Source organism: Edaphobacter dinghuensis, from assembly GCF_014640335.1.
In the GTDB taxonomy this organism is placed as follows: domain Bacteria; phylum Acidobacteriota; class Terriglobia; order Terriglobales; family Acidobacteriaceae; genus Edaphobacter; species Edaphobacter dinghuensis.
Genome location: NZ_BMGT01000004.1, coordinates 32,282 through 56,007 on the forward strand (window position 1 = coordinate 32,282; position 23,726 = coordinate 56,007).

The following is a 23,726-nucleotide window of genomic DNA, read 5'->3' on the forward strand; positions in this document are numbered from 1 at the left end:
CCTCCTACTCTCCTGCCAATGCGAGCACGCGGGTAATTCCAGCAAACATTTTCTCTACGCTCGCAATCTCCTGTTCCAAATGCTTTTTGCCTACCTCGGTCACTTTGAAAACTCGTACCGGGCGGTTTCTAGCCGAAAGGCCCATCTCAGTTTCCAGCCAGCCAACCTTCAACATTCGTTGAAGAGCTGGATACAAAGAGCCTTCCTCAATTCGAAGATAGTCTTCCGAAATTTCCTTGAGCCTCTGAGCAAGCGCATAGCCGTGCATCGACCTCCAACTCAAGCTCTTCAGGATCATCAGTTCCAATGCGCCCGGAAAGAGATCACGGTATTCAGGTTTCTTCCTCATGCTATCGAAATTAGTATATTGCAAATACTATATAAATGGTAGTACGCATTGCCGGGCTCACGCAACAGCGGGACGCGGCACGGTTTGCGTGGCCCTTGCGGAAGTGCAATTCGCACTCGCAGCACACAAATAAGAGACCAGATCTGTGTTCCGGAGGAGATCAGCACATCAGAGGGTCGCTAGCTGCAGCTGATGTTCTCAAAACTTGAGCATAAAACGGCCCGCGGCCGCCGCTGAAATACACCGTGACCTGGTATGGGTAGCATAGTCGTGCAGAATCGTGCCAAGGGGTCGGCCCACATTCGTCAGATCCGCATATGCGCCGTCGGATTATGGGCGGCGCTCATCTCTTGCACTTTCTGGACGATTCAATGGAGCGCAGCTCCCACGTCAAAGAGTCGAGCGACTACGTTTTGAACGGGGGTTGCGAGCGCGGCTACATATCCCTCTGCGGTTGGAAATTCGAGCCCGAATATCCTCCTGCGAGGATGATGGCCTGGGCAGCTGATTTCCGACCTGCCTGGCCCTTCGAAGGACACTTGGACATCTCGTGGCGCGATAGATAAACCGCATCCCATTTGCTTCAAGAATGCCTCCTTGTGCACCCAATAGCGACAAAATGCATGCCGTCGTTGCTGGACCTCCAGAGCAAGAACGTCACCTACTTCAGCCTCTGCCAGGATATCCATGCAGATAGGAGTGACGTCGCCAAGATAATTCAGGCACTCAACGTCCACACCTATTTCCTCTCCCTCGCAGATGGCAATCACAATAATGTCAATCGAATGCGAAATGTTGAACGCTATTCGTCGTGATGTGTGCGGCGTCGAAGCTACACTGGGCTTTCCCTGATGCCCATAACAAAACATCACACTTGCCGGCCGTATACCGCAATAGCTTCCTAGAATCATCCGCAGAAGCGCGCGACCGACGAGGAATTCTTGCTTTTTCCCGGAAGGTCGAAACCGGTCGACTCGATCCAACTCTTCACGAGATAGAAGACTCTCCGGGTCGTTCAATATTGGAGCCAACAACGGAACAGCAGCACTCCATACATGCACCGATCCAGATTCGAACGGTATTTGGAGTTTGCAAATCTGACGTGCCAAATAATGAGCGTTCATTTCACCGTGCACATACCGCCAACTTTGTCTGGGAAGATCTGGAACGGATCGATAAAGCTTCAACACTTTACTCTCCCAACGCGAGTTCTGATGCGGAGACTTTGATCGAAAGAAACCTTAAACCGCTTCACCGAGATGACGAGGCGGCAATGCTCCTTTTATCGAGACACAATGCCAACTATTCCCTTAAGCGAGCCAGAGATGCCAATGACTTTTTCGCTTATCGCCAGATGTGGAACGGATATCGTCGACCTTCCGGATAGCAGCGCTTGCTGAATAGCCGCGATGTCTTCGTCTGACGTAGGACATGCGCATTCACCGAAAGACACGATCTTCTGGACGCCCGGAGTGCTAAGAACAGCTTGAATTACAAGCGCTTCGTCCTGCATAAAACATACGTCGGAAATAATGGCTGTTCATCACTTTATTCCGGTCCGACCATTGTCGTCGCGTAACAGTCTTGGGAAGAAAGTGCTCCTGGCCTTTGTGGTGAAGCAATGTAGCTATCCTATCGTCGTGACGAGGCCTGCACGGCGAGCCATCGGATTTGTTCAAGTGGTAACAATCGATGCCTCTTTGTCAACGTGCCGAGACGGGTTTCTCGATTTGCCATTTAAGGCAGCATTCCAGAGGGCGTTGCCAGTCGTGTTCCTAATCTGAGGACTGCTTACGCAATCTGTTCGAACGGAGCAACCTCGGCTGAAGACACTTCGATCGAAATTGACCTTAGGATTGCTTCTACCGAGATGATTAGCCGGCAGTGATTTTTCGGCCGAGAGACGATACCGGTTATTCCCTTCAATGGTCCAGAAACGATGATAACCTTTTGTCCCACGGTCAGGTATGGCACCGGCTCTGGATCTCGTCCGACCGACAGCATCCGTTGGATAGCCGATATTTCGTGATCCGGTATCGGGTACGCAACTTCGCCGAATGAAACGATCTTATGAACGCCTGGAGTGTTGAGCACGGTGCTGAAGAGGGAGCGCTTTGTTCTGCAAAAGACATACGCTGGAAATAGCGGTTGCTCGATGACCTTAATCCTGTCTGACCATTGCCGTCGTATGACAATCTTTGGAAGAAACTGCTCCACGCCTTTATGGTCAAGCAATAGCGCGACTCTAGCCTCATGACGAGGCATGACCTGTACAGCAAACCAGCGGACTTGTTCGACCGGTATCAAATAAAGCTCAAATCTCAGAGAGTCTTATCGGCGACTCTTCGGCGCAGGCTATCGCCCATCTAAGCCCCACCGCTACGGGAGCGACTCAGCATGCTAACTTATTGCGCGAACTTCGTTTCATCCAAATATCTGCCGCTGGGGTGAATCGATCTGAGTTCGCGTGCTTTGCTGCGCTACGCCATGCACACATACTTGCTGCTGCATAGGGCGCACGTTACGATTCGCGATAATCCCGAACAAGGGATTTGTCGCGGCTCATAGTTTGAGGTAAGCCTTTCTTCAAAGTCAATGAATCACAAGGAGGAACTCTAGTAGGCCGAACTAAGAACGCAGACAATCGTTACAGCCCATGAAAAGACGATCGCATCCCGCTTCAGCCCATATCGCGGAAGGAGTGCTCACTTCGCGCCAAGTCACGTATTTTTATGGGTTTGTTGGCAGTTCAACACCCAGTTGCACTATGGGAAATGGGGTAAATACCTCTGACGTACCAGATAAACCTTGCAGGCTGGTATTTGCGCATAAGTCAGAAAAGAGCCCTCGTGTATTTGTCCTATAAGCAAAATGCAGGTCAAGGAGCCGGGTGAATGGCTCCTCCCAGCGGGGATGCCACGATGGGATCCTTATCTGTTGCTCAATCCATTGGGCGAGCCGGCACACTGAGGGGAAAAATATGATGAGAAGAACAAAAGCACATGCTCCGGCCACAATCAGCCAGCGGGATGGAAGTCGTTCTGATTCTGTGTCTTGACTGTGATACGGGCAGAATGGACAGTTGCACGTATTTTGGACAGAATTGCGCAAACTATTCTGGCTTGGAGTTGATGCAGAAGGTTGAATCTGTTTCGGTTCTGAAGAAATAATCTCGCCCATCGCGTGTCCTCCATCATTCCGTCATAGATATAGCGACCGGGAATTCAAGATGTGGACAATCGTGCTGAGTAAATATCTGGTTATCCCAGAACGACTGCGGTAAGGTGTCGTTGCAGTCGGAACTAAATCATGCACGGCTGCGACGCATTACCCCGGGTTGATACTGGAATGAAATCTCCATCCCCATCCGATCTTTGCTGGGTGATAGGGTTTACGGCCCAAGGCAGCTGGATTGCGCCTGTCATCAGATCAGCAGTCCGGCTGGAATGGGATGCTGCAAAGCAACTAGCGGAGCGGTACCTTGGCGACGAGACATTGGCGTTGGAGTTAATGGAGGCCGCGATTCAGCAGACCGCAGAGCATCTCGAGGAAATGCAGCCGATCAGTGTAGAGGAAACACGCATTATCCTTGCTCGATCTTTCCGGAATGCACTCCGTCGCAAGCAATATGCAAACAGCAGATTCTATTTCGTTGGTACCAGTTCGGAGCTCGAACCTTATTGGCCCAGGCCAACATTCGGTACGGATGCTGCGGATGCGTTGCTTGATCTTGAAGTCTTACTCCGGGATACGCCCGACGAACTCCGACAAGCTATGCTGTTGCGCTATGGAGCAAGTGATCATTGGAGTGAAGTCGGAGAGAGACTGAAGAAATCGAAAGAAGCAGTCCGAAAGAGTTGCGAGCGAGAGCTCCATCGGATCCGAAAACGTCTTGGCCTATCGAGGTGAGGTGCTATCGAATAGCTTAGACAAGACAGGTCTAGCAAAAGAAGGAATCATGAGTCGAATCTTACCCTTTACGAGTGATGACGAAGACGACAGCGCTCTCTTCGAAAAACTCCGCGGGTATGTCCTTGAGAATTATCCGAATCCGGAACGGAAAGGCTGTTTCGATCGGGAAACACTTCGCACGTTTGTGGAAGATTCTTCCAAGCTCGATCTAAAAGACCCTCGTTATCTTCATATTTTTAAGTGTGCGGAGTGCACGCGCGAACTCAATGAACTTCGTGCAGCACACGTGGCGCATGCCAAAAACGCGCATGTAAGACGAGCTCGGAGTGTTTCCAGTGCCTGGAGGCTCGCTGCCTCTATTGTTCTCGTCTGTCTTGTGGGCGCTGTTGCATTCATTGGCCTTAAAAAGGCCGCGCTACTCCATCGCGCACCAATTGTCGCCGAGGAAGCTCCTGTCCCAGTAGAGCTTGATCTCAGCAAAGATGGGGATCTCCGGGGTGCGGGACAACCCGACGATGGTCTCTCACTTGAGCTTCCGCGGAAACGGATCAATCTTTCGGTCATTCTTCCTGTACTTTCTCCCCCTGGGGAGTACCGATTCTTCATCTCGCGCGAGAAAGGAGGTCCCGAACTCTGCGGCACGCAGGGATTGGCTGTCTCGCTGAAAGCGAGGACGGAGATCCATGTTCAGCTTGATCTGCACGCTCTTGCCGCAGGAAATTATTACTTGGGAAGCACATTCCGTCCGAACTCAGAGCTTCATTACTACCCTGTTCGGGTGCACTGATACCGGCTCATCCCGGTCGTGAGTCCGGACCTCGGGGCCTGTCTCTAGCCGCATCCATCAAGAAGCTCAGAGACCGTCATCTTGAATGTTGCTGCGAGAATAGCAAGAGTGTTTAGGTTAGGGTTCTTCAAGCCGTTTTCGAAATTGCTGATATAGGTCCGCCCTAGACCGCTCTCCACCGCAAGATCGTCCTGATTCCAGTTCCTGGCTTTTCTGAGTGCCCGGACTCGTTGCCCAAGCCGAGCATGGATTTGCCGAGTTGCCACCCTTTCAGGATCAATGTATTCTACTGGCTATATTTCGCCAGTAGAATACATTTCGAGGCAAATCACAAATTTGGTGCCGTGAACGGATGCTGGAGAACACGAAATGTCGCGCGAAGAGCACGATGCAGAAACGGGATCGGACTACCGCCCCTCGCATTCTCTGGTCATCGTATGCGGTATTGAGGTATTGCATGATGCAAATAAGCAGATCCAATTCTGAGCCTTTGTCTAAAGTGGTCAGGCCGGCGCGTTCCAGATGACCACTCGGATGCATGCTCGGGGCACGATCACGACACTTGAATAACATGTCTCTTTAGGTCACCTGGAGCGAGATAGCAGGCCCTGATGTCCCTTAAATTCCGAATCGCATCATTCACGGTGTCGCTCATCGCCCTTAATACGGCATTCATCATGTGGTATGCAACGCGTGGAATGCAGCAAGCACGTCTTCGGTCGATTTCCATTGTGATTCGAGATTTTGCATTCAGCGCGGCACATGATGTGGATCGCCTCAGAGCAAGTATCGATTTCATTGCGCCTGGAAGCGCTGTATTGACATTCCAGGCAAAAGACAGCGCTCTCCCGGCATCCATGCAGGGCCTAAGCGCGCCTGATGTTCGGCCAATGAAGGATTGTCTGATATCAGGCGGAAGGGTGTGTAGTCGCGATGATGTAGCTGGAATAGGCTATAGAGACGGAGAAGGTGGATTTCACTATGCGGTCATTCGACTTTCCCAGATCTCTCAATGGCCCTGGATCCTCTCCTTGGCCAGCACAGGATTCATAGCGATCTGCTTCCTGAGTATTTCCCTCGTGTATTGGTGGCGCAAGTATTTTTCTATACCCATTACAAGAATCACCAAATCCGTAGCTGAGTTTATCTTCCAGAGGCGTTCAGGAGAGGCTCATACAATGGGGTCGGAGAATTCATTGATAATGGCAGGAATTGGCGATGAAATCGCCAACCTAGAACAGGCCATAGCCGGTCTTTTGCATCGCGCTGATCAATTCAGGAAAGAAACCGATGCGCGTGAAACCCAACACTTGAAGTGGTTGTCTTACTTGACACACGATCTATCCAGCCCATTATCGCGAACCCTGTCAAGACTTCAACTACTGGAAATCCACCATGGAATGTCGGTTATCGAGCAGCACAAGCATCTCGAAGCAATTGACAGGGATATCAGACGCACAATGGATGTCATCGGTTCAGTCAGCCAATTCGCTATGCTTGAGAGCAACATACAGCGAAACTTCGTCCCTATTTCCGTTGTTGACCTCCTAGAACAGACAAGTCGAATCTTTGAATTTGAGGCTTGCCGCAAGGGCGTTGAGATCGACCTGCAAATCGAACCATCGATAGGTACCATAAATGCAGAAAAGCTCCTCCTCCGGCGCGCCGTCGAAAATCTCATCTCCAATGCACTGCGATTCTCTCCTGAGGGAGGAATCATTACAGTGATGGCGAAACGAGCGGGCGGGTTGATCAGCCTTTCCGTTGCAGACACAGGTTTAGGGATATCGGACGAGGATCTGCCGCGGATTTTTGACTTTGCGTTTCAAGGAACCGACCAAAGGCTCCCTTGCGTTCATGGTGAGATGGGAGTGGGCTTGGCTTTGGTAAAAAAGGTAGCCGAGTTGCACGGGGGCAGAGTCGCTGCCATGAATCGCGTAGACCGGGGAGCTGAGTTCACCCTGTTTCTGCCTATCGCACCATGCGCCTTGAATGCCGCCTCACCTGCACAGTCTGTCACGCACTCATCCTATACTTCTCATTGAGCGCTGTCGAAGCGGACATTAGTCTGCGGATAAGGCTTCTGACATGACGTTCAAATTGCGGTTTGAGCCTGTAGCTTGTCTTCAACAGCGGTTCCAGTAGACAAATCTTCATCGCGCTGCCCATAAAGGGGCCAATGGAGAAAGACAGGTCTATCTCTTTTTCCGAAAGAATTCCTCTCCATTGCTGCCCATAAGCGCTTTTGAGCTTTAACACGGATGCTCTAGAGCTTGATGAAAGGAGCGGGTGCATGGCGATCTCTTCGAATGCCATGAATGGAGGACCGATCACCGCAGATGCCCAATCGACTAAAACAAATTGTTCATCCGAGACCAGAATGTTGTCCGGACGAAGATCTCCGTGCACCAAACCGTCCGGCATTCCATATTCATCGAGCAACTGACAGGTGCGCTCTAAAACATCTACTATCCGATGAAGATCAGATGCTCTGACGCGACGGGGAGTCTGGTGTATTTGTGCCTGAACGATTTCGGTAAGCGCAGGCAGTAAGTTGCGGAAGCACTTATATAAGTGTGGGCTTCGGAGATCAATACATCCAGCATCTATCAAACTCGCTGTATACTCAATACTCTTTGCCTGAAGCGCGCCAACTGTCTGCATTAGACGAACAGGGTTTGCCTCTCGCATTCCGCGGATCGAATCCAGAGGAAGGCCCGCATCCCTCATCAACCAGCCGTTCCATGCCTCATGCTCAGCGATAATAGAAGGAAGATGTTCAGGAAACAATGCTGCTAAGGCACAGGCAACTTTCCGCTCTTTACTGAAGATTGGATCGCACGCCTTGAACCAAAGAAGGCTGCCATCACGCTTGCGTATTCGCAATAGCACAGATTTGGGCGACGCGTTGAGTTGTCGAAACTCTTGGCGGAATGCCATTGGTTCGTCCGGACCGACAGCTGTCTTGAGCCATTCATGAAAGACGGCTGTCCATCCGAAGCGAGAAAATGGTCCAGATTCTTTTGTTGTTCCACGCACTGTATCGATGGCGTGCTTCACTCCACACCAATACTCGCAATGGCGTAGTCCTTCTGGAGGGCTCCATCTGGACCCGTCATCGAAATGTTGAAAAGCACTGTCTCCTAAAGCCTCAGCGACTACAAGCCCATCCCCACCCGGTTCCTCACCGAAAAAGGTTAGAACAATGATTCGCAGGCCCCATCTTTTGAGAGCAAAAAGCTGAACATGTTCACTTGGCCTCGACCAACGTGGAATGAAGATACGAGGCAGCGTAATAGGTTCTCTGCTTGCGTCAACCAAAACTGCGTCATCCGCTCCTGATAGGAGCAGCAGCCTAAATGCGTCATATTCTGGGCTTGGGATACCCGGCAAACGGCCCCTCCGTGCAGCATCAAGCCGGAGCGAAGGCGCCCTCCAGCCTCACCCATCAGAATGTCACCCAGCGACATAGCGCGACAGGAGAATCGATTCGCAGGATGCGACATTCTATACGCCCTATACGCTGAAGTCCGCCTTAGAGTTTGGAAACTACATCCAACGCCACTTTCAACTGATTGTCGTGACCTTCTCGGGCGAGCTCCGGATCAAAAGGTACCGGCACATGCGGTGCAATTGGGTTGCCCTCAACGTTGTTACCCTGGGCGGTTCTCAACTCCCCTACGGGAAGAGTAAGCCGATAGCCATACGGGAGCTTGATTTTATCTCCGGCCAGAAGGCGACCAGGGCTTGCTTCGCCTACGATGATAGCGAGCTTGTTCTCTTTGGCAAATGCAAGCAATATTTCATTGGCACTCGCCGTGTGCTGATTGATCAAGAGCACGATGCGATTATGGAATGGCTGCGGACCAAGACTCTCTGTAGCCAAAGTGACCGGCAGGCGACGTCGCGTTATGCATCGCGCTCCCAACATCGCGAAATAACGCACAGTCAATAAATATCGCTCTAGGGTGTTGCGCGGAATCCGATCTAGCAGGAAACCCTGATCACTAATCTGTGAGGTCGCTGTCAATTTTCCATGCTGAAATATGCCGGCCGGTAGGCTGACTGGGGAAAGATAGCTCATCAGTCGCAATATTCCAATTCCTCCGCCCGTGTTGCCTCTGAGGTCAATGATTAGGCGCCGTATGTCCCCCAACGTCTTGAGCGATTTCGAGATGTCGTTTGCAATGTCCACGCCTATGGCGCCTGGATATGCGCAAATCTTGATGTAACCCGTGTCATGAGCTAAGCGACGCGTCTGGACGAGAGGGTCCGGCTCGATATATGGAAGCTGTCCACTCTTTGGTGCAACAAGAGGAATCGTCACGTGTTTGGTTTCTTGGTGGTTGGCGCGCGAAATGACTTCAACTGATACGGTCGATCCCATCGAAAAATGAGGATGCTCAAAAGGGCGATAGCTGCGATCATCAACGGAGAGCAGGATGTCACCTGGCCGAATTCCTGCTTTTGCAGCGGGACCGCCCGCGTGTACGTCCTGAAACGTCCAATATTGTTCTCCTCTGAATGCTTGTGGTACATAGGTGGAGGCTAGCGCCATCTTTGCAGTGCAGCGCGTTAAGTCTTCGTGGTAGAAGCCCACGTGCGATATGCCTAACGTGAGCAAAACCATTAAGACCTCGCGTTCGAATTCTTGCTCGGAGGTCGCTGCCAAGATCGCGCTGCGATGGTCGCCCAGGGCGGTTGCCCATTGACCTCCCTTTTTCTCTGGATCAAAGAGTTTGCTAGCAACCTGTGCGGACAAAGAATCAAGAACCTTTTCACGTCGCTTGGTGGTCATGCGAGTTTGACGCATTCTGCGAATCCGGATCAGAAGTGCTTTCAAATCCATTGAGATGGGTCTCCTACGAGTTCGACACTAGCCCAGTAGTATGGCATCAACCCTTTTCGCTCAACCATCAATTGAGCATTTCGCAGCGCTTCTGCCTTTGACTTACCTTGCTCTAGATTGTTGTAAAAAGAAGTCATCAGTAGCTCAGTACTTCGGTCCTCAAGCTCCCACAGAGACATGACCACGCTGTCGGCACCGGCCTCGAGAAACGCATTGCCTAAGTTGGCCACATCCGCTTCGCCAATCGGACCATCGCCTGTATTGCATGCAGAAAGGGTAACCAGGGTCGCCCTTAGGTGCATTCGACGTACTTGTTGGACAGTCAGGCGCCCATCGGTGGGATCTTTGTCATCGGGCACAAACACCAAGGCCGACTGATCCGGGAATTGAACATTCGCATAACCATGCAACGCGAGATGAATTACTTGGTACTGATCGAGTGGAAGGTGTGAAAATGTCGTGAGCGTTGCTGCTTGCCCCACAAGCACCGTAGCAGAGCTTCCGAAGCCTTTAGCTATCGTCTCCACCTCTCGCTTGCTTTCCGGAATAGAGACAAATTCACTTGGCTCAGCCAAAGCGGTGTCTGACAACAGTAAGTTGGCGGGATATTGACGTTGTTCGGTACTGGCGGCTACGCCCACGAATTTGCGCACCTCAAGAGCCGGAGGCGGCTTTCGGCCTCGTAATAAGGCAAGCACGGTGGCCGATGGGCTGACGCTGAAGACATGATCGACAAGCGCGTAACGGCTGCTGTCCCAAAGAGCCGCAAAAGGCAGGCGATTTAGTTCTCCGTCCGGGACCACAATGACATTCGTCTTCGCTCTGTATTCGACAATGGGGCGTAACAATTGCTCGAACAGAAGCGCTGCGCTCTCTTTGTCCTCTGCGCGTGCATGGATAGACTTCTCATACCGAATTACCGCCTGGCTGATTTCACTCTCTGGCGGGAGTCCATACGCTCGCACTCCGGAGTTCGTGACGACCACTACGTGAGATAGCGGCTCGCCTAAAACGTATTCGAGCAGGATTTCCGATGGCTTGAGATTTTCCTGTATCGACTTCAGAGGAAGTGGGCTTCTGGCTACCTCGGTCGCAAGGGGCGGATCACCATCGTGATCTGCATTCTCTAAGGCCTTTTCCAACTCCTGTTTGACGCCGGGGTTGTCCGTTTGAATCAGCTCGAGATTTAGTTGCTTTATTCGGCTTTCTATCGGGGAGGGCTCATGTGGAGTTGCGATTGTGTGATGTTCGAGCGCCTGTGCCTCAATACGTCCGTGCGCAGATTCGATCATAGAAAACGCATCCGCAAGCTTGCCCTGTCTGCAGAGCAGGTCGAATGCGCCGGAGTAGACATCTCTCATCTCTGTCAGCAGATCTCGCTCAACGGTTTGGGTCGGCGCTGTAGCCAAAAGTGAGTTGATGAGAGTAGAGCTTTTCTCGTAAAACAGCTCCGCTTCAGCCCGCCTGTTCATCTTGTCCAGAATTTCTGCCTTGATTGCCAGATTGCGTGGGCTGTAGTACATCTCCTCCGAAAGATGAGCATTTGCATCGATCGCAAGATCGATGTTCTTCAAGGCCGCATCCAATTGCGCTTGATGCTCATAGGCCTCTGCGAGGAGGGCCGCAGTTACGGTTATCGCTCTCCATGATTTCAGTTTCTGTGAGTATTCGAGCGCGGAGGAGAACTCTGTAATTGCATCCGGCCACTCTCCCTGGGCCTCGTACACCTGGCCCTTTGCGTTCATGATTTGTAGCAGATGGGCATCTAAATTTCTGGTTGGTAGGTGCTCTATAGCGTCATTTGCCAAAGCAAGAGCTTCTTGATAACGTCCCAGACCTCGAAGCGCATCGATTTTCGAGTTGATGGCGATGGTTGGGTAGGCCACTCCAGGTGACGTGCGAGCAGTGGTGATCGCTTCGTCGAGTGCTCGAAGAGCTTCCTGATAATGGTGTAGCTCTACAAGCCCAGCACCATACACGCTGGCGTAGCGAACGTGAGCCGCAGGATCGTGTAGGTACTTTGCAACAATCCAAGCGCGCAACACTAGTTTTTTTGCGCCCGCCAGATCGCCGAGGAAAAACTCACAGATGCCGCGCTCCCCTACCGCCCGCATCGCCAGCAAGTAGTGTCCTTGTCGCATGGCGATATCCTGCACTTTCTCCCATGTTTGTTCTGCTATGCCGGCATCATAGTTTGTCTCGATCATTCCTTCTATTGTCAGGATGCGGAGGCGAGTCTCCGCGGCCTGAGCGGCAGGAAGAGTAAGATCCTGATTGAGCTCGATGAGAAGAGAAGGCGTTGGATCCCAATCCGCCCTGGGAATCATTTGGCTCACATGGGCATAGAGGGCCTGAGAAGGTCGATGCTCCTGAAGAAACAGCAGTTCCGCTCGGTGATAGATGGGTGTTGCACCCATCCAGTCGTTATTCCAAGCAAGCCGGTCGGCCGCCGAGAGAAGATCCTCAGCGCTGCTCCCATCGGTGATGCGATAGCGGTGCAGCAGCATCGCGGCAGAAATTGCACACACGGCAGCAAGAATGACGTAGACCTTCGTTGCGACCCTCAATCTCCTCATCGACGATCCTCGTACATGCTCACCACGCGGGCCTCCAGGGGACGCCTAGTCACGAAACAGTGCCTACTGCAGTCTGGTGCGAGAGAGGAAATACGTCACCGAAATTCGTTCAAACTTGCTTATAAGCAAAATGTGAGCTGGCCTTGCTGGTAAATCGTTTATGTATTATTGTCAACGACGCCCGGTTAACGCCCTGCTCGACGTAAGCCAGCATGAAAAAAGAGGCGGCGAGACCTCGCGTTATTTGTCGGCAGCATTTCGCGTCGGCTGACTCCCGGCTTGCGTGCCCACGATCTTTTACCATCAGCCACTTTGGAAGCGTGTTTAGGCCGAAAGTTTTTCAGTCAAAATTCGCAACGCTTGGCCGAAGCCGCTCACTATCGTAGGGAGGACTCTTGTCCTGATGAAGAGACAATCGGCGCTTCCCGCCACCCGAGTTCCGCTCTCGTTCCGGGTTTCAAGAGAGATTGCATATATTACGGCGGTTCTTGTGGGCTGCGGGGCGTTTGGCATGACAGTTGTGCTGAAACATGCGGGATTTCCACTCGATCCCGTCTGGGTTGTCTTGTGCGCAACTCTAGCGGCGGTGTGGACCGGGGGAAGTGGTCCCGGACTAACTACGACCTGTATTGTGTTGGTGCTCTTTGCTGCGCAAATTACGAATGGGCAACTCACGCTGGGATCGTGCCTCCGTCTAGGACTGCTTATGAGCGCATGTCTCGCTGTGGTAGGTTTCATCGCCCTAAAGAACCGGCGCTTCGCCGAAGCTATGGTTGAAATCGTGTTTCTTCGCCGGATCGTCCACTGGGCGCCCATTCCCCTTGTGCTCTTTGGACGGGAACGAATCGTCGAATATTGCAATGCAGCATTTGAAGCTCTTTATGGGTGGAGCTTTGAAGAACTCAAAGGCCGGCCGCTTCCGATACCCGATCGTGAACTGGAAACCTGGCACGAACTTGAGCAAGGCTTGAGGTCTGGCCGTGAGTTCCGGAATGTCAGGGCAGTGCGGATTCGCAAGGACGGATCAGAAATCAACGTCCGTATTTCTGGGGTTCCTTTAACGGATGATAATGGCAACCCGGCCGGCCTTGTAGGGCTTGCAGTAAAGGACGATTCGAACTCTTCTCCGGATCTATCCCCGAGCACACTGCAGTTTATCGCCACGAGATGTGGTGATTTTGTCTGTCTCACCGACGAAGGACATCGGATCCATTTCCTCAATGATACTGCGCGGGAAGTCTTGGGGATTGACATCAAATCACCACAAGCATCTCTTAACCTTCTCGATTTTGTTTTTCCAGAAGATCACCAGAGGATCGTGCCCGAGCTTTCTCACTTGCCATTGCATGGATCTCTGCCATCTGTCTGGCTCAGGATTCCCGATCGAAGATCTGACGGTTTCATCCAGATCCATGGCGGCGTCTATGTATTACCTGACGAACAGGCGAGCGGCGGAAAGCAGTTTGCCTATGTCTGCCAGCGCGTGAACGAGTCATCTGGTCTCCAAGAGCCCCAGGTTCCGGAGAGCTTGCCTTCTCAGCCAGATTTGAGAATGTGCCGACAGCCGTAGGATTGCTGAACACCAACGGGCAATCACTTGAAGTTTCCAGCATTTGATTTGACGTCAAGCCCATGAGATCATGCACGCAACCGAATGAAAATCCTCGAATTTGCAGCTGGGAATAGACCACCTACGAAGTGAACAAGCGATTCTATGACAAAAGCGGTCAATTATTGCGGTGCAGGATCATTGCTTCGCTAGTGCGAGGAGGGACTGGCGAGTCAAGCTGATTACGTCAGCATCGTCGAGCCACTTCCTCCGGGTCACTCCCCTCCGAGTTTCTTCAGACCTTACACTGTTGATTTGCCGATAGGATTATTGGTTTTGATCAGGTCGGGCAACAGCGCATCCTCGAAAGACAGCGTCAATTCTTCATGCGTGTCCGACTCTGCCTCGTGCTCGAGTAAGCTGCGATAGAGGGGGCTGTGGCGATAGAGGAAAGTATGCGTGCCCGCCGAGTCAATTTCTCCGGCATCGAAGAGAATGATGCGATCAGCCCACAACAGCGAACGGAGACGGTGAGAAATGATGATGAGAGTTTGTCTCGTATCTCTGTGCGCCAGAGCATTAAGAATGGCGTGCTCGGTCGGAAGGTCAAGTGCCGATGTTGCTTCGTCCAAAAGCAATATCGGCGTTTTCCTTAAGATTCCCCTCGCCAAGGCTACGCGCTGACGCTCACCGCCGGACAGTGCAACTGCTTCCGGGCCGAGAGGTGTGTCCAGCCCCAGCATCAAGTTCGCGACGATGGGCCGTAGCTGCACGAGGTCCACGATCTCGGATAATTCCTCGTCATTCGTCTTGGGATTTCCAAACAGAAGATTCTCGCGTAGTGTTCCCGAGAACAGGACTGGATGCTGTGGTACATAACAGATAGCCCGGCGCAGACTCTGCAGGGTGTAATCGCGAATCTGCCTTCCCTCAAGCCATATCGTGCCGGCCGTGGGCTCGGCCATTCTGGCGAGCAGCCGAGAAAGTGTAGACTTGCCGCAGCCGCTTTTTCCTGCGATCGCTAGACACTCTTCCGGCTCGATATGGAACGAAACACGCTTTAAGACTCTGGTATCGCCAGAATAGGAAAAGCACACATCCTGACAGGTCAGACCCGATTGCAATGGATTCGGAACCACGCTGATCGATCCATCGTCACAGACGCTTGGTCTGGACTGAAGCACCTCGCGTATACGTCGGATACTGGCATTCACCCGCTGCGTTCTTGAGTAAAGCTCCATTGCGCTCGATATTGGATCAAAGATCCTCGTGATGTATGTATAAAACGCAAAGAACGTACCAATGCTGAGCGCTTTGGTTTGATATTCGTGAATGCCCACTTCAAGTACTGCCAGAATCGCAATTGCCATCACGGCAGTGACTGCAACAGTGAAAGCAATTTCAGATCGTCTTTGCTGCCATTGCGCCTCAACCATTTGAGACCATGCGACCACGACTCTTGACAGCTGTCTTTCTTCTGCGCCCAGCAATTGAATTTGTGGAACGGCGCCGAGGTGCTCGGCAACAACACCGGACGCCCGCCCTACGCTGGCCTGCGCCGTATTGGCACAGTCCCGAATATGGCTTCGAAATTGGGTTCTCACCCAATGGAATATAGGAAACAATGGCACGATCGTGAGCGCCATGCGCCAATTCAGAGAGAGCATGACTACGAGATTTACGACGAAGAACACGACGCTGCGAAAGGACACATTTGCGGCGTCAGATCCGAACTCGGCAACCTGCTGCACATCTTGTTCTACCCGCGCCATCTTTTCGCCCAAGAATGTGCGCTCGTGCCAGTCTGCCGACAGTATGGTCATGTGTCGTAGCAGACCCACCCGCAGATCCTGGCTCAACGATTGTGTTGTACGAAAACTGAGCAGTGACGCCTGTCCCCCAACGACAACTCGAGCGAGATAGCAGAGCGCAATCAGGGCCCCGACAGAGACAGCCTCGAACCGCCGATGTTCAAGAATATCCTTGTCCACAAGGTGTCGTATGAGCAGGGGGTCAAGGGTGCCGAGTAGGCCTGCCGTCAGCGTGGCGGCCAACGCAAGAAACATCCTCAGCTTGTATGGCGTCAGGCGCTCCCATAGCCATGCAGGCGTGCTTTTTTCGGAGATTGCCTGCTCATGACAAGGCGGCTCAGCACATTCGAAATGGGACTCCATATTCACTGCATTCTTTTGTCCTCAAGTCTCAACAAATCAGAAAGTTCTTACATCGCGTCTTCCGTTCCTTTTGCGCCGCCCCTTATTGCAGCATCTGCTCGTGAGAGCAATGATTTTGTGTGCATATTGCTTATAGGCAATATGGTTTTGCGTAACCTTGACAGCTTGGTTATTCGACTGTCTTATCTGAAGTGGATGCAGCATTATTGGCCTCTGCAGACCGGAAGGTTTACGGGAGGCCCGACGCGATGTAAGGCTCATCAGCTGATGGTGACCTCCTCCCAAACCCGATGCGACCGACCTCCAGGTCAGATACCAGATAGAGTCCACAGCAGGATTAGCATGGGTTTGCGAAGGAGTTTCCGTTCGCAGTCTACGGAGATAACTCTCTTGGTGAATGTAATCAGCCGAAGGTTGTAGATGAAGATTTATAGACTTAACGAATACCCATTTCTGGAACCTAGCCGAGAAAAAAGCATCTGTCGGCCGCGTCGCGCGATCAATAACTGTTGTCATGGTTTTTTTTGTGCCTCCCAGTTTCCTTATGAGGACATAATTGTGCCGACGCCCTCACAAGATTCGCTATCCGAACCCGAACGCAAGCTGATCGACCTGATCCGAGACACAAGAGCGAATCCCGAGGACAAACTTCATGCAATCCTTCTCGAGCGGCCAGAGGAGTTCATGCAATACCTCATCAACGATTCTCACGGCGCAGTAAAGTTGCGCCTGTACGTCGTGGCTGCCGAACTCGGCATAGGGATGAAAACACTTCAGCGCAACTTTGCGAAGAAATACAAAAAGGCGATGGTCGACTTTCACCTTGAAGCAAGGCTCGACTTTGCGAAATTCTTGTTGCGTGTTATGCGAGGCGAAAAGATGAGCGTGATCGCGAAGCACATTGGGTATGATCGCGAGCCCGAGTTCACTCGCTTTTTCGAGAAGCTTATGCATGAACCACCTGCCAAATGGGCCGAGAAAGAACACCGCCGCGCAGATCGGAAAGCAGCTCAGCTACGCGCTGACCAAGAGAATCATCCGCCCTCCTCACTGTAGCGCCATGTCGGCCGATTGACTGCATGCACTCCGCATTTTGTCGCATCCTGCGTAGCGGTTTTTCTTGCAACCTAGAAATCCAGGTGACAGACTAAGCCTCACAGTTGGGCCGACAGCTGTCCTCTCGAGCAACTTCCGGACAGCGTCGCGCAGTAGCCACACTTCGGGCAGCAGCATTTCTCAGTCCGATATGTAGCCGTCAAGGATTGCAGGCAAAGGGCGCCCCTACGTAAGACGGACGTCTCGCAGTCCATTTCACGGCGCAGCAGTGCGACCAATGCGTCTCGCCCTCCTTAGAGGAGGCTCCCATGCTCGCTCCCAGCCCTCAGCTCACTTCTGTCGTCACCACTGATGGTGCCGTCATCCTGGATGCGAAACAAAACCTCGTCATCTCGATTGATCCGATCGGTGGTTATATTTGGGATCGACTTGGCAAGGGGCAGAGCGTCGAATCGATTGTTCTTGATCTGGTCACTGATACTGGAGCTATGCCAGAGGTTGTTGAACGCGACGTTCAGGAATTTCTCGCGGACCTCTTTGCACGACACCTTCTTGTAGATTCTTCAGGCCGGCGAACCAAATGAAGCTCTTGCCACAACTCGAGAGTGACGTTTACCGTCTTGTCCTCTTATCTCCTGATGGGCAGCGGTGTCTCATGGTCAGGGTGAATGGTTGCAGGCGGCTACCCGAAGTTGAGATTCCCAAGTGGACGCGCCCTGCGGAAGAGATTGCACGATCGATTGAAAACACCTGGGGAATAACCGCAGTAATTCTTATGTTTTCCCTCGCCGAACAAGATGATCCATCGTGTGTCTTCGCGGAAGCATATGGATCGGACGTCGCAATAAAGAATATTTTGAACGCCATATGGGTCGACGTAGACAGTCTCGGAGACAAGGAAGTCGGGCGTTCAACTCGCGAATGCTTGGCTGCGATTTTGACGGGTGCTCAGACAGGGCACGGCCCGTTCGCGAAGCACGGCTGGATGAATGACGTTATCGAGTGGCTTTCGTCGCAGATCTCGAGCCGCACATTTCGCTTCGATGGCAGGTTCCAGCAATTCAACGTGAGCGGCCCGTTCCTTCTCGTGTCGCTCGGCAACCTTTATGGGCGACCCTACTGGTTAAAGGCGGTAGGAGAGCCAAATCTTCATGAGTTTCCGGTGACTGTAACCCTAACCGACTGCTTGTCACGATTCTTGCCGCGTATTGTTGCGACAAGAGCGGAGTGGACTGCTTGGGTAATGGAAGATGCAGGACACCGATTAAGTGAATCGGCACCAGCAGAAGACTTCGTGGCGGCTGCGACTACTCTGGCGAAGCTTCAAATCAGTTCCATCGATTGTGGCAGAGCGATATTGGACGCGGGTTGTTTTGACCAGAGCAATGGCGGTCTCGAGCGGGATTTGCCCATGTTCTTCGAGTTTCTCATCGCAGCGATGGCAAAGCAGACCTCGACCAAAGCGCCGCAACTCACAGCCTCACGGCTTCACGAGCTTCACGCAATCGTGAAGGATGCCTTTGATGAAATGTCAGAGCTCAGGATTCCGAGCACGCTGATCCATAATGACTTCACCCCAGGAAACATTCTGATCGATGGAGAGAAATGCAAGTTCATTGACTGGGCGGAGGCCGGATGGGGAAATCCGTTTTACACATACCAGCACCTGCGTGCGCTCATCGCCAAAAGCGATGGCCATGTAGACCGCCTCAGCATGACGGACCAGGCATATAAGCACTGCTGGGGTGCTGCCCTCACTGAAGAGCAGATCAATCGAGCAATACGATTAGCGCCTATGCTCGCGCTTGTTTCTCACCTATATGGACGAGGGGGCTGGTTGGCTTCGCAGGGGCTTCTCGACCCGAACCGTGAGCGATATGCGCGTGGTATCGCACGCCACATGGATAAGGCTGCCCTCGCATTGGAAGGTGTCCTATGCCACTGAACTGCAGTGAAAGATCAACTGCGACTGACATTCTCCACGGTGTATCGATCTCAGACCCGTATCGTTGGCTAGAAGATCGCCAATTGCCGGAGACAGACGCATGGATCAAGAATCAGAACCGGACTTTCGAGCAATATTTCGAGAGCAAATCCTGCCTGCCGGAATACCGCGATCGCGTGCGAAGACATCTACCAGTGGAATCGTATGAGGAGCCGGTTCGCACTGCTGGGCGGCTCTTCTATCGTCGGCGACAGGAAGAGCATTCGTCTATCTGTGTCATAGATGCTGACAAACAGAGAGAACGCGTCCTGTTGGATTCGTCCATTTACGGGCCATCTGCTTCGGTTTCCATCCATGCAGTCTCACACGATGGTTCACTTCTTGCATATGAATTACGAACAACTGGAACGGACACCGCAGAGATCCATCTTCTCAACTCGATCACCGGAGTAATGCTCCCCGATACACTGCCTAGTGGGCTCTCGAGAGGGTTTTCCTTTGATGGTGAAGGCGATGGCTTTTACTACAGCCGGCAACCGTTGGATGGCTCCCGCGATCACTCAATCCGGTATCACTCCATGGGAACTCCTTCTGAACAGGATCTCGAGCTATTCCGGACGCCACAAGCTAGTGGCAGCAATCTAGGCCTGCTTGCAGATGATCATCATTTTGCAGCTGTCTATAGCCGATTCATCGATGGCGAACGATTGGTTGACATTTACCTCGCGGAGCGTGCACGGCCAAACGATTGGGTATCTATGGCGCAAGTGCAGACCGGGCTTTATGCTCCTTATCTGCATTGCGGTCGCATTTTCCTACTGACGGACAGCAATGCGCCGAATGGACAGTTGGCCGAGCTCCGTTGCGCAGACGGCTTCACATCAGTCATCGTTCCAGCTTCCCAGAAGCTCATCCAAGACATTCTTTTCGTTGGCGGCAGCGTCTATGTAGCCTACGCAGATCGGTTCTCAACTTCCATCGAGGAATGGTCGCTGCAGGGAGAGTTTCTTGGCGAAGTGGCTCTACCGGAAAGTGTCGTAATGCCATCCGTAAAGCTCATCGCACAACCTTGCATCGACCATGCGTGTTTCTTGTCAATTCAATCGCCTGTTCATCCACCAAACATCTTCGAACACATCACTGGCGAGCCGGAGCTGAGGCCTGTTTTCCCGGAAGCATCCGGAGCAGTTCCACCTCTTCACGTCAAGCAGACAGCATATCATTCGTTTGACGGAAGAGAGGTGCCAGTAGCCCTTCTCAAAAGTTCTTCTCACCGGGTTTCCCAACCCAGCCCCGTTCTCCTCGTGAGCTACGGGGGATTCGGAGTCTCCTCCACTCCTCACTTCTCAGTAGCAATAGCCATTCTTTTAGAAGCAGGCGTCATTGTTGCGATACCGGGAATTCGAGGCGGCTCGGAGCTGGGCAAGGAATGGCATCGCAGCTCGCTCCGTGAGGATCGCCAGGCCGGCTTCAATGATTTCCTTGCCGCAGCCGAGTGGCTGATCGCGGAGTCAATTGCGGACCCGGGCCGACTCGCTCTCTATGGCGGTTCTAATGGAGGCCTTCTTGTCGCCGTAGCGATGACACAGCGGCCGGATCTATTCTGCTGCGTGGTATGTATGGGGCCCCTTTTGGATATGGTGCGCTATGAGCGCTTTGATCGGGCCGCCACATGGGTCAGTGAGTATGGGTCAATAGCAAACCCACGGGAATTTGCAGCACTCTATGCCTATTCCCCATATCACCATATCGCTGAAGATACGAATTTTCCTCCGACGTTGTTTGTTACCGGGGATGCGGATGATCGCTGTAACCCCGCACACGTGAGAAAGATGGTGGCTCGTCTTCTTGGGCGCTCTGCACAGCGTAGCCCAGTCCTCGTAGATTACCTGCCCGAGCGAGGCCATCGCTCAGGTCTGAACTATACCTTGAGGCGTGAGGCAATCGCACGGCGGGTTACATTTCTCTGCAGGGAGCTGGCTGTTGACCAAAAGCGAGGCGATGGATCATGACAATCCTCATTGTCCGATCGTGGTTCCTTCTCCTGCTGTGGGATCTGGTTAGCCGCACGTTCGGCTTCAAAGGGACGCGATTTTGTCTTCGCAAGTCGGTATCGTCCCCACACTCCCCATCGTCCTTCACCAGCGCCGGGATCGTCCAGGCTGTGAAGACTGCTTCGGTCTTATATTTCAAAGACGTTTGGTGTTTGCAGCGTTCCATCGTAACCACCTACCTGCTCCGTCGGCATGGTTTCCCGGGAGAACTCGTCATCGGAGCAACGTTTATGCCGCAGGTCACCCATGCCTGGGTTGAGATCGATGGCACAGTCGTCAACGACAAACCTTACGTGATTCACCGCTATCAGGTCTTGGAGCGTTATTAGACGAGCGAGGCGAATATGAGCACAATCTTCGGGATTCTCCTCAAGATAGACGGCATGGTTGCGTACGAAGACCTCGAAAGCATGTCGGCGCCAACCTCCCGCTATGCCGTCGACGGAACATATCTGAAATTTTCCGGAAGAGTTGGTATGGGCTTTCAACCTTTCTATACGCATGATCGATCCACCCTCGAATCTGTCCCTCTCGAAAATGCGCGTGGAGACCTTGTCGCCGTGGACGGCCGTATCGATAATTACAAAGATCTGCAAAACGCCCTAGAGCTGAACGGTTCATCTTCTGACTCCATAACCATCTTGGCCGCGTTCGCAAAATGGGGCTCTGACTGTTTCTCGCATTTCATCGGAGAATGGTCTATCGCGCTCTGGTCTGCAACCACACAGGAACTATATCTGGTCCGGGATCATGCAGGAACACGGCCGCTCTATCTTTGTGAACGCGCTGGCAAATATAAGTGGGCCACCTACCTCGATGCGTTTAGGGACGATATCGCGGATGCCGACATCGACATGGAGTACATCCAGCGCTACATCTCCGGAGCACCATTGTTGCCTCACAGCCCTTACAGGCATATCCGGCAAGTCGGCCCCGGACAGGTAGTCTGCATCAAATCGGATCACCTCACAACGTACATGCACTGGCGCTGTGCGGAGAGCCCGATTGTAAGGTGCCAAGTAGAGCAAGAATATGTCTCCGTCTTTCTGGAATTACTGGAACGTGCGGTGGTGCGCAGAACGGAAGGGTACAATGCTCCGATTCTCGAGCTCAGCGGTGGGATGGATTCAAGTGCGATAACGTGCATGTCGGACCGCTACAAGAGACGGAGCCGTTCACCCCTGTCACTTCTGGACACCATCTCCTTTTATAGCGACAGGGAACCGTCCTGGAATGAGGAGCCTTATTTTGCTTCTGTAGAGCGCCAGAGGGGGAAAAGCACTTGCCGTATAACTCTACCGAATTATGAGGGTTGCTTCCTGTCTCCCGCCGAAGCCGAGGACTGGATGACAGCTCCAGGCATTAGCAAACGGAGCATCGCAGTCGAGCTCGCGATTAAACCCGCTATAGCCGATCGAGGCTATCGGGCCATTGTCTCGGGTATCGGAGGTGACGAGGTGCTTGGAGGAAATCCTGACCCGATCCCCGAAATTGCAGATCTCTGGAGAGCAGGGGCAATTGCTCCCCTTATGCGGCGAAGTCTTGAGTGGGCCCTAGCAAAAGACACGCTCATATGGCGGATCCTCTTCGGTGGTGCACTATTTTGTTACCGCGCGCGATATGATCCATCTGCCCTATTGGAGATAACTCGGCCACCGTGGTTACGGCATCACAATGAACAACAAAAGGATGACATGTTGCGGCAGCTTCTTGACAGCTGCGGAAGTGACGACAATCCAACATTGATCTCGAACCGCGCTGCATGGATATCTCTGCTTGAAACCTTGCCATCCTGCCAACCAGACCATTTCACAAGATATGAATATCGCTACCCCTATCTTGACCAAGAACTAGTGAACTTTGCCTTCAGCCTTCCGCGAGATCAACTCGTACGTCCAGGTCGACGTAGATATCTCATGAGAAAAGCACTCGTGGGTATCGTTCCAGAGATGATTCTCGAGCGCGGACAAAAGGGTGTCGTCGGTCGCGGCCCCCTGGCAGAGTTGATCTCTGCCAGAATGTCAGATCCCCCCTTATTCCATCTCAAGATGTCCGCCGAGCTTGGAATCGTCGATCGCACACTCTTTACGAATATTGTCAACCATGTGTGCTCATCACAGGATCCAAAGTGGATCCATGCGATCTATCGAACGATGGAAATCGAGTCCTGGCTTCACACCAGATTCAGCACGAAGGCTCCTCACTTCGCGTCGACCTCACTAGGGATGCGAGCAGATGCCTTGCACCCTCAACAAGTCCCGATGCACATCCAGTGAAGATCTGCTGGATTACAACGGTAATTCAAACAAAGGAGAATCACCATGCGTTACAACAAACCACAAATCCTCAACGTCACCCGTGCAACCGCTGCAATCAAAGGTTCGAAGGCAGGCGTAAGCACGGACAATGAGCAGCGGATCACTTCGCCAAGCTACGAAGACAACGAATAGCCAACTTGCGCTGCCGCGACTCCTC

The 23,726-nt window shown here is 52.5% G+C and carries 18 protein-coding genes; 10 read left to right on the top strand and 8 right to left on the bottom strand.

What is annotated here, in order from left to right:
• Positions 1 to 4 precede the first annotated feature (4 nt).
• From IEW09_RS16315 to nusG, 3 genes are all read right to left on the bottom strand, one after another.
• Positions 5 to 349 (bottom strand): PadR family transcriptional regulator, encoded by a 345-nt coding sequence (locus tag IEW09_RS16315; protein WP_188555325.1) that lies wholly within the window; start codon positions 347 to 349, stop codon positions 5 to 7.
• Between the two features lie 368 nt (positions 350 to 717).
• Positions 718 to 1,473 carry a 4'-phosphopantetheinyl transferase family protein gene (locus IEW09_RS18890; protein ID WP_373282834.1) on the bottom strand — a complete coding sequence of 252 codons (756 nt, stop codon included), beginning with the start codon at positions 1,471 to 1,473 and terminating at the stop codon, positions 718 to 720.
• A 667-nt stretch (positions 1,474 to 2,140) separates the two neighbouring features.
• A complete protein-coding gene (nusG, locus tag IEW09_RS16325) occupies positions 2,141 to 2,656 on the bottom strand; it encodes a transcription termination/antitermination protein NusG (RefSeq protein WP_263369205.1) in 516 nt (171 codons plus the stop codon).
• Positions 2,657 to 4,241: 1,585 nt separating this feature from the next.
• Here nusG and IEW09_RS16330 point away from each other — a divergent pair.
• Positions 4,242 to 5,048, top strand: a complete 807-nt coding sequence (locus IEW09_RS16330; protein ID WP_188555328.1) for a hypothetical protein — start codon at positions 4,242 to 4,244, stop codon at positions 5,046 to 5,048.
• A gap of 44 nt (positions 5,049 to 5,092) precedes the next feature.
• Here the strand turns inward: IEW09_RS16330 and IEW09_RS18895 are convergent, their stop codons facing one another.
• Positions 5,093 to 5,314 (bottom strand): helix-turn-helix domain-containing protein, encoded by a 222-nt coding sequence (locus IEW09_RS18895; RefSeq protein ID WP_188555329.1) that lies wholly within the window; start codon positions 5,312 to 5,314, stop codon positions 5,093 to 5,095.
• Between the two features lie 345 nt (positions 5,315 to 5,659).
• On the opposite strand from IEW09_RS18895, the gene IEW09_RS16340 reads away from it, so the two are divergent.
• Positions 5,660 to 7,093, top strand: a complete 1,434-nt coding sequence (locus tag IEW09_RS16340; RefSeq protein WP_188555330.1) for a sensor histidine kinase — start codon at positions 5,660 to 5,662, stop codon at positions 7,091 to 7,093.
• On the opposite strand, the gene IEW09_RS16345 is transcribed toward IEW09_RS16340, so the two are convergent.
• From IEW09_RS16345 to IEW09_RS16355, 3 genes are all read right to left on the bottom strand, one after another.
• Entirely contained in the window at positions 7,065 to 8,441 is a 1,377-nt protein-coding gene (locus IEW09_RS16345; protein ID WP_188555331.1) for a phosphotransferase, read from the bottom strand. The two genes, IEW09_RS16340 and IEW09_RS16345, sit on opposite strands and share 29 nt — an antisense overlap.
• A 142-nt stretch (positions 8,442 to 8,583) precedes the next feature.
• Complete coding sequence (locus IEW09_RS16350) at positions 8,584 to 9,897, bottom strand: S41 family peptidase (RefSeq protein ID WP_188555332.1); 1,314 nt, start codon at positions 9,895 to 9,897, stop codon at positions 8,584 to 8,586.
• Positions 9,888 to 12,464, bottom strand: a complete 2,577-nt coding sequence (locus tag IEW09_RS16355; RefSeq protein ID WP_188555333.1) for a CHAT domain-containing protein — start codon at positions 12,462 to 12,464, stop codon at positions 9,888 to 9,890. Before IEW09_RS16355 ends, IEW09_RS16350 begins: the two co-directional genes overlap by 10 nt.
• A 715-nt stretch (positions 12,465 to 13,179) precedes the next feature.
• On the opposite strand from IEW09_RS16355, the gene IEW09_RS16360 reads away from it, so the two are divergent.
• Positions 13,180 to 14,043 (top strand): PAS domain-containing protein, encoded by an 864-nt coding sequence (locus tag IEW09_RS16360; RefSeq protein ID WP_188555334.1) that lies wholly within the window; start codon positions 13,180 to 13,182, stop codon positions 14,041 to 14,043.
• 281 nt (positions 14,044 to 14,324) lie between these two features.
• On the opposite strand, the gene IEW09_RS16365 is transcribed toward IEW09_RS16360, so the two are convergent.
• Positions 14,325 to 16,196, bottom strand: a complete 1,872-nt coding sequence (locus IEW09_RS16365; RefSeq protein WP_188555335.1) for an ABC transporter ATP-binding protein — start codon at positions 16,194 to 16,196, stop codon at positions 14,325 to 14,327.
• 558 nt (positions 16,197 to 16,754) lie between these two features.
• Between IEW09_RS16365 and IEW09_RS16370 the strand changes: the two genes are divergently transcribed.
• From IEW09_RS16370 to IEW09_RS18810, 7 genes are all read left to right on the top strand, one after another.
• Positions 16,755 to 17,252, top strand: a complete 498-nt coding sequence (locus IEW09_RS16370) for a helix-turn-helix domain-containing protein (RefSeq protein ID WP_188555336.1) — start codon at positions 16,755 to 16,757, stop codon at positions 17,250 to 17,252.
• 308 nt (positions 17,253 to 17,560) lie between these two features.
• Positions 17,561 to 17,836 carry a PqqD family protein gene (locus tag IEW09_RS16375; RefSeq protein ID WP_188555337.1) on the top strand — a complete coding sequence of 92 codons (276 nt, stop codon included), beginning with the start codon at positions 17,561 to 17,563 and terminating at the stop codon, positions 17,834 to 17,836.
• A complete protein-coding gene (locus tag IEW09_RS16380) occupies positions 17,833 to 19,197 on the top strand; it encodes an aminoglycoside phosphotransferase family protein (RefSeq protein ID WP_188555338.1) in 1,365 nt (454 codons plus the stop codon). The genes IEW09_RS16375 and IEW09_RS16380 overlap by 4 nt, the downstream gene beginning before the upstream one ends.
• Positions 19,188 to 21,209: a prolyl oligopeptidase family serine peptidase gene (locus IEW09_RS16385; protein ID WP_188555339.1), complete on the top strand. Its 2,022-nt coding sequence runs from the start codon at positions 19,188 to 19,190 to the stop codon at positions 21,207 to 21,209. Before IEW09_RS16380 ends, IEW09_RS16385 begins: the two co-directional genes overlap by 10 nt.
• The gene (locus IEW09_RS16390; RefSeq protein ID WP_188555340.1) at positions 21,206 to 21,580 is read left to right on the top strand and encodes a lasso peptide biosynthesis B2 protein; all 375 of its coding nucleotides are present in this window, start codon (positions 21,206 to 21,208) and stop codon (positions 21,578 to 21,580) included. The genes IEW09_RS16385 and IEW09_RS16390 overlap by 4 nt, the downstream gene beginning before the upstream one ends.
• 15 nt (positions 21,581 to 21,595) lie before the next feature.
• Positions 21,596 to 23,527 (top strand): asparagine synthase-related protein, encoded by a 1,932-nt coding sequence (locus IEW09_RS16395; RefSeq protein ID WP_188555341.1) that lies wholly within the window; start codon positions 21,596 to 21,598, stop codon positions 23,525 to 23,527.
• A gap of 45 nt (positions 23,528 to 23,572) precedes the next feature.
• Positions 23,573 to 23,701: a hypothetical protein gene (locus IEW09_RS18810; protein WP_263369202.1), complete on the top strand. Its 129-nt coding sequence runs from the start codon at positions 23,573 to 23,575 to the stop codon at positions 23,699 to 23,701.
• The last annotated feature ends 25 nt before the right edge of the window (positions 23,702 to 23,726 follow it).

What these genes read in the sequence shown, in the direction of transcription:
- IEW09_RS16315 (WP_188555325.1), bottom strand. Translation starts at nt 349, where the DNA reads ATGAGGAAGAAACCTGAATACCGTGATCTCTTTCCGGGCGCATTGGAA.
- IEW09_RS18890 (WP_373282834.1), bottom strand. Translation starts at nt 1,473, where the DNA reads ATGAACGCTCATTATTTGGCACGTCAGATTTGCAAACTCCAAATACCG.
- IEW09_RS16340 (WP_188555330.1), top strand. Translation starts at nt 5,660, where the DNA reads ATGTCCCTTAAATTCCGAATCGCATCATTCACGGTGTCGCTCATCGCC.
- IEW09_RS16350 (WP_188555332.1), bottom strand. Translation starts at nt 9,897, where the DNA reads ATGGATTTGAAAGCACTTCTGATCCGGATTCGCAGAATGCGTCAAACT.
- IEW09_RS16360 (WP_188555334.1), top strand. Translation starts at nt 13,180, where the DNA reads ATGAGCGCATGTCTCGCTGTGGTAGGTTTCATCGCCCTAAAGAACCGG.
- IEW09_RS16365 (WP_188555335.1), bottom strand. Translation starts at nt 16,196, where the DNA reads ATGGAGTCCCATTTCGAATGTGCTGAGCCGCCTTGTCATGAGCAGGCA.
- IEW09_RS16375 (WP_188555337.1), top strand. Translation starts at nt 17,561, where the DNA reads ATGCTCGCTCCCAGCCCTCAGCTCACTTCTGTCGTCACCACTGATGGT.
- IEW09_RS16380 (WP_188555338.1), top strand. Translation starts at nt 17,833, where the DNA reads ATGAAGCTCTTGCCACAACTCGAGAGTGACGTTTACCGTCTTGTCCTC.
- IEW09_RS16385 (WP_188555339.1), top strand. Translation starts at nt 19,188, where the DNA reads ATGCCACTGAACTGCAGTGAAAGATCAACTGCGACTGACATTCTCCAC.
- IEW09_RS16390 (WP_188555340.1), top strand. Translation starts at nt 21,206, where the DNA reads ATGACAATCCTCATTGTCCGATCGTGGTTCCTTCTCCTGCTGTGGGAT.
- IEW09_RS16395 (WP_188555341.1), top strand. Translation starts at nt 21,596, where the DNA reads ATGAGCACAATCTTCGGGATTCTCCTCAAGATAGACGGCATGGTTGCG.
- IEW09_RS18810 (WP_263369202.1), top strand. Translation starts at nt 23,573, where the DNA reads ATGCGTTACAACAAACCACAAATCCTCAACGTCACCCGTGCAACCGCT.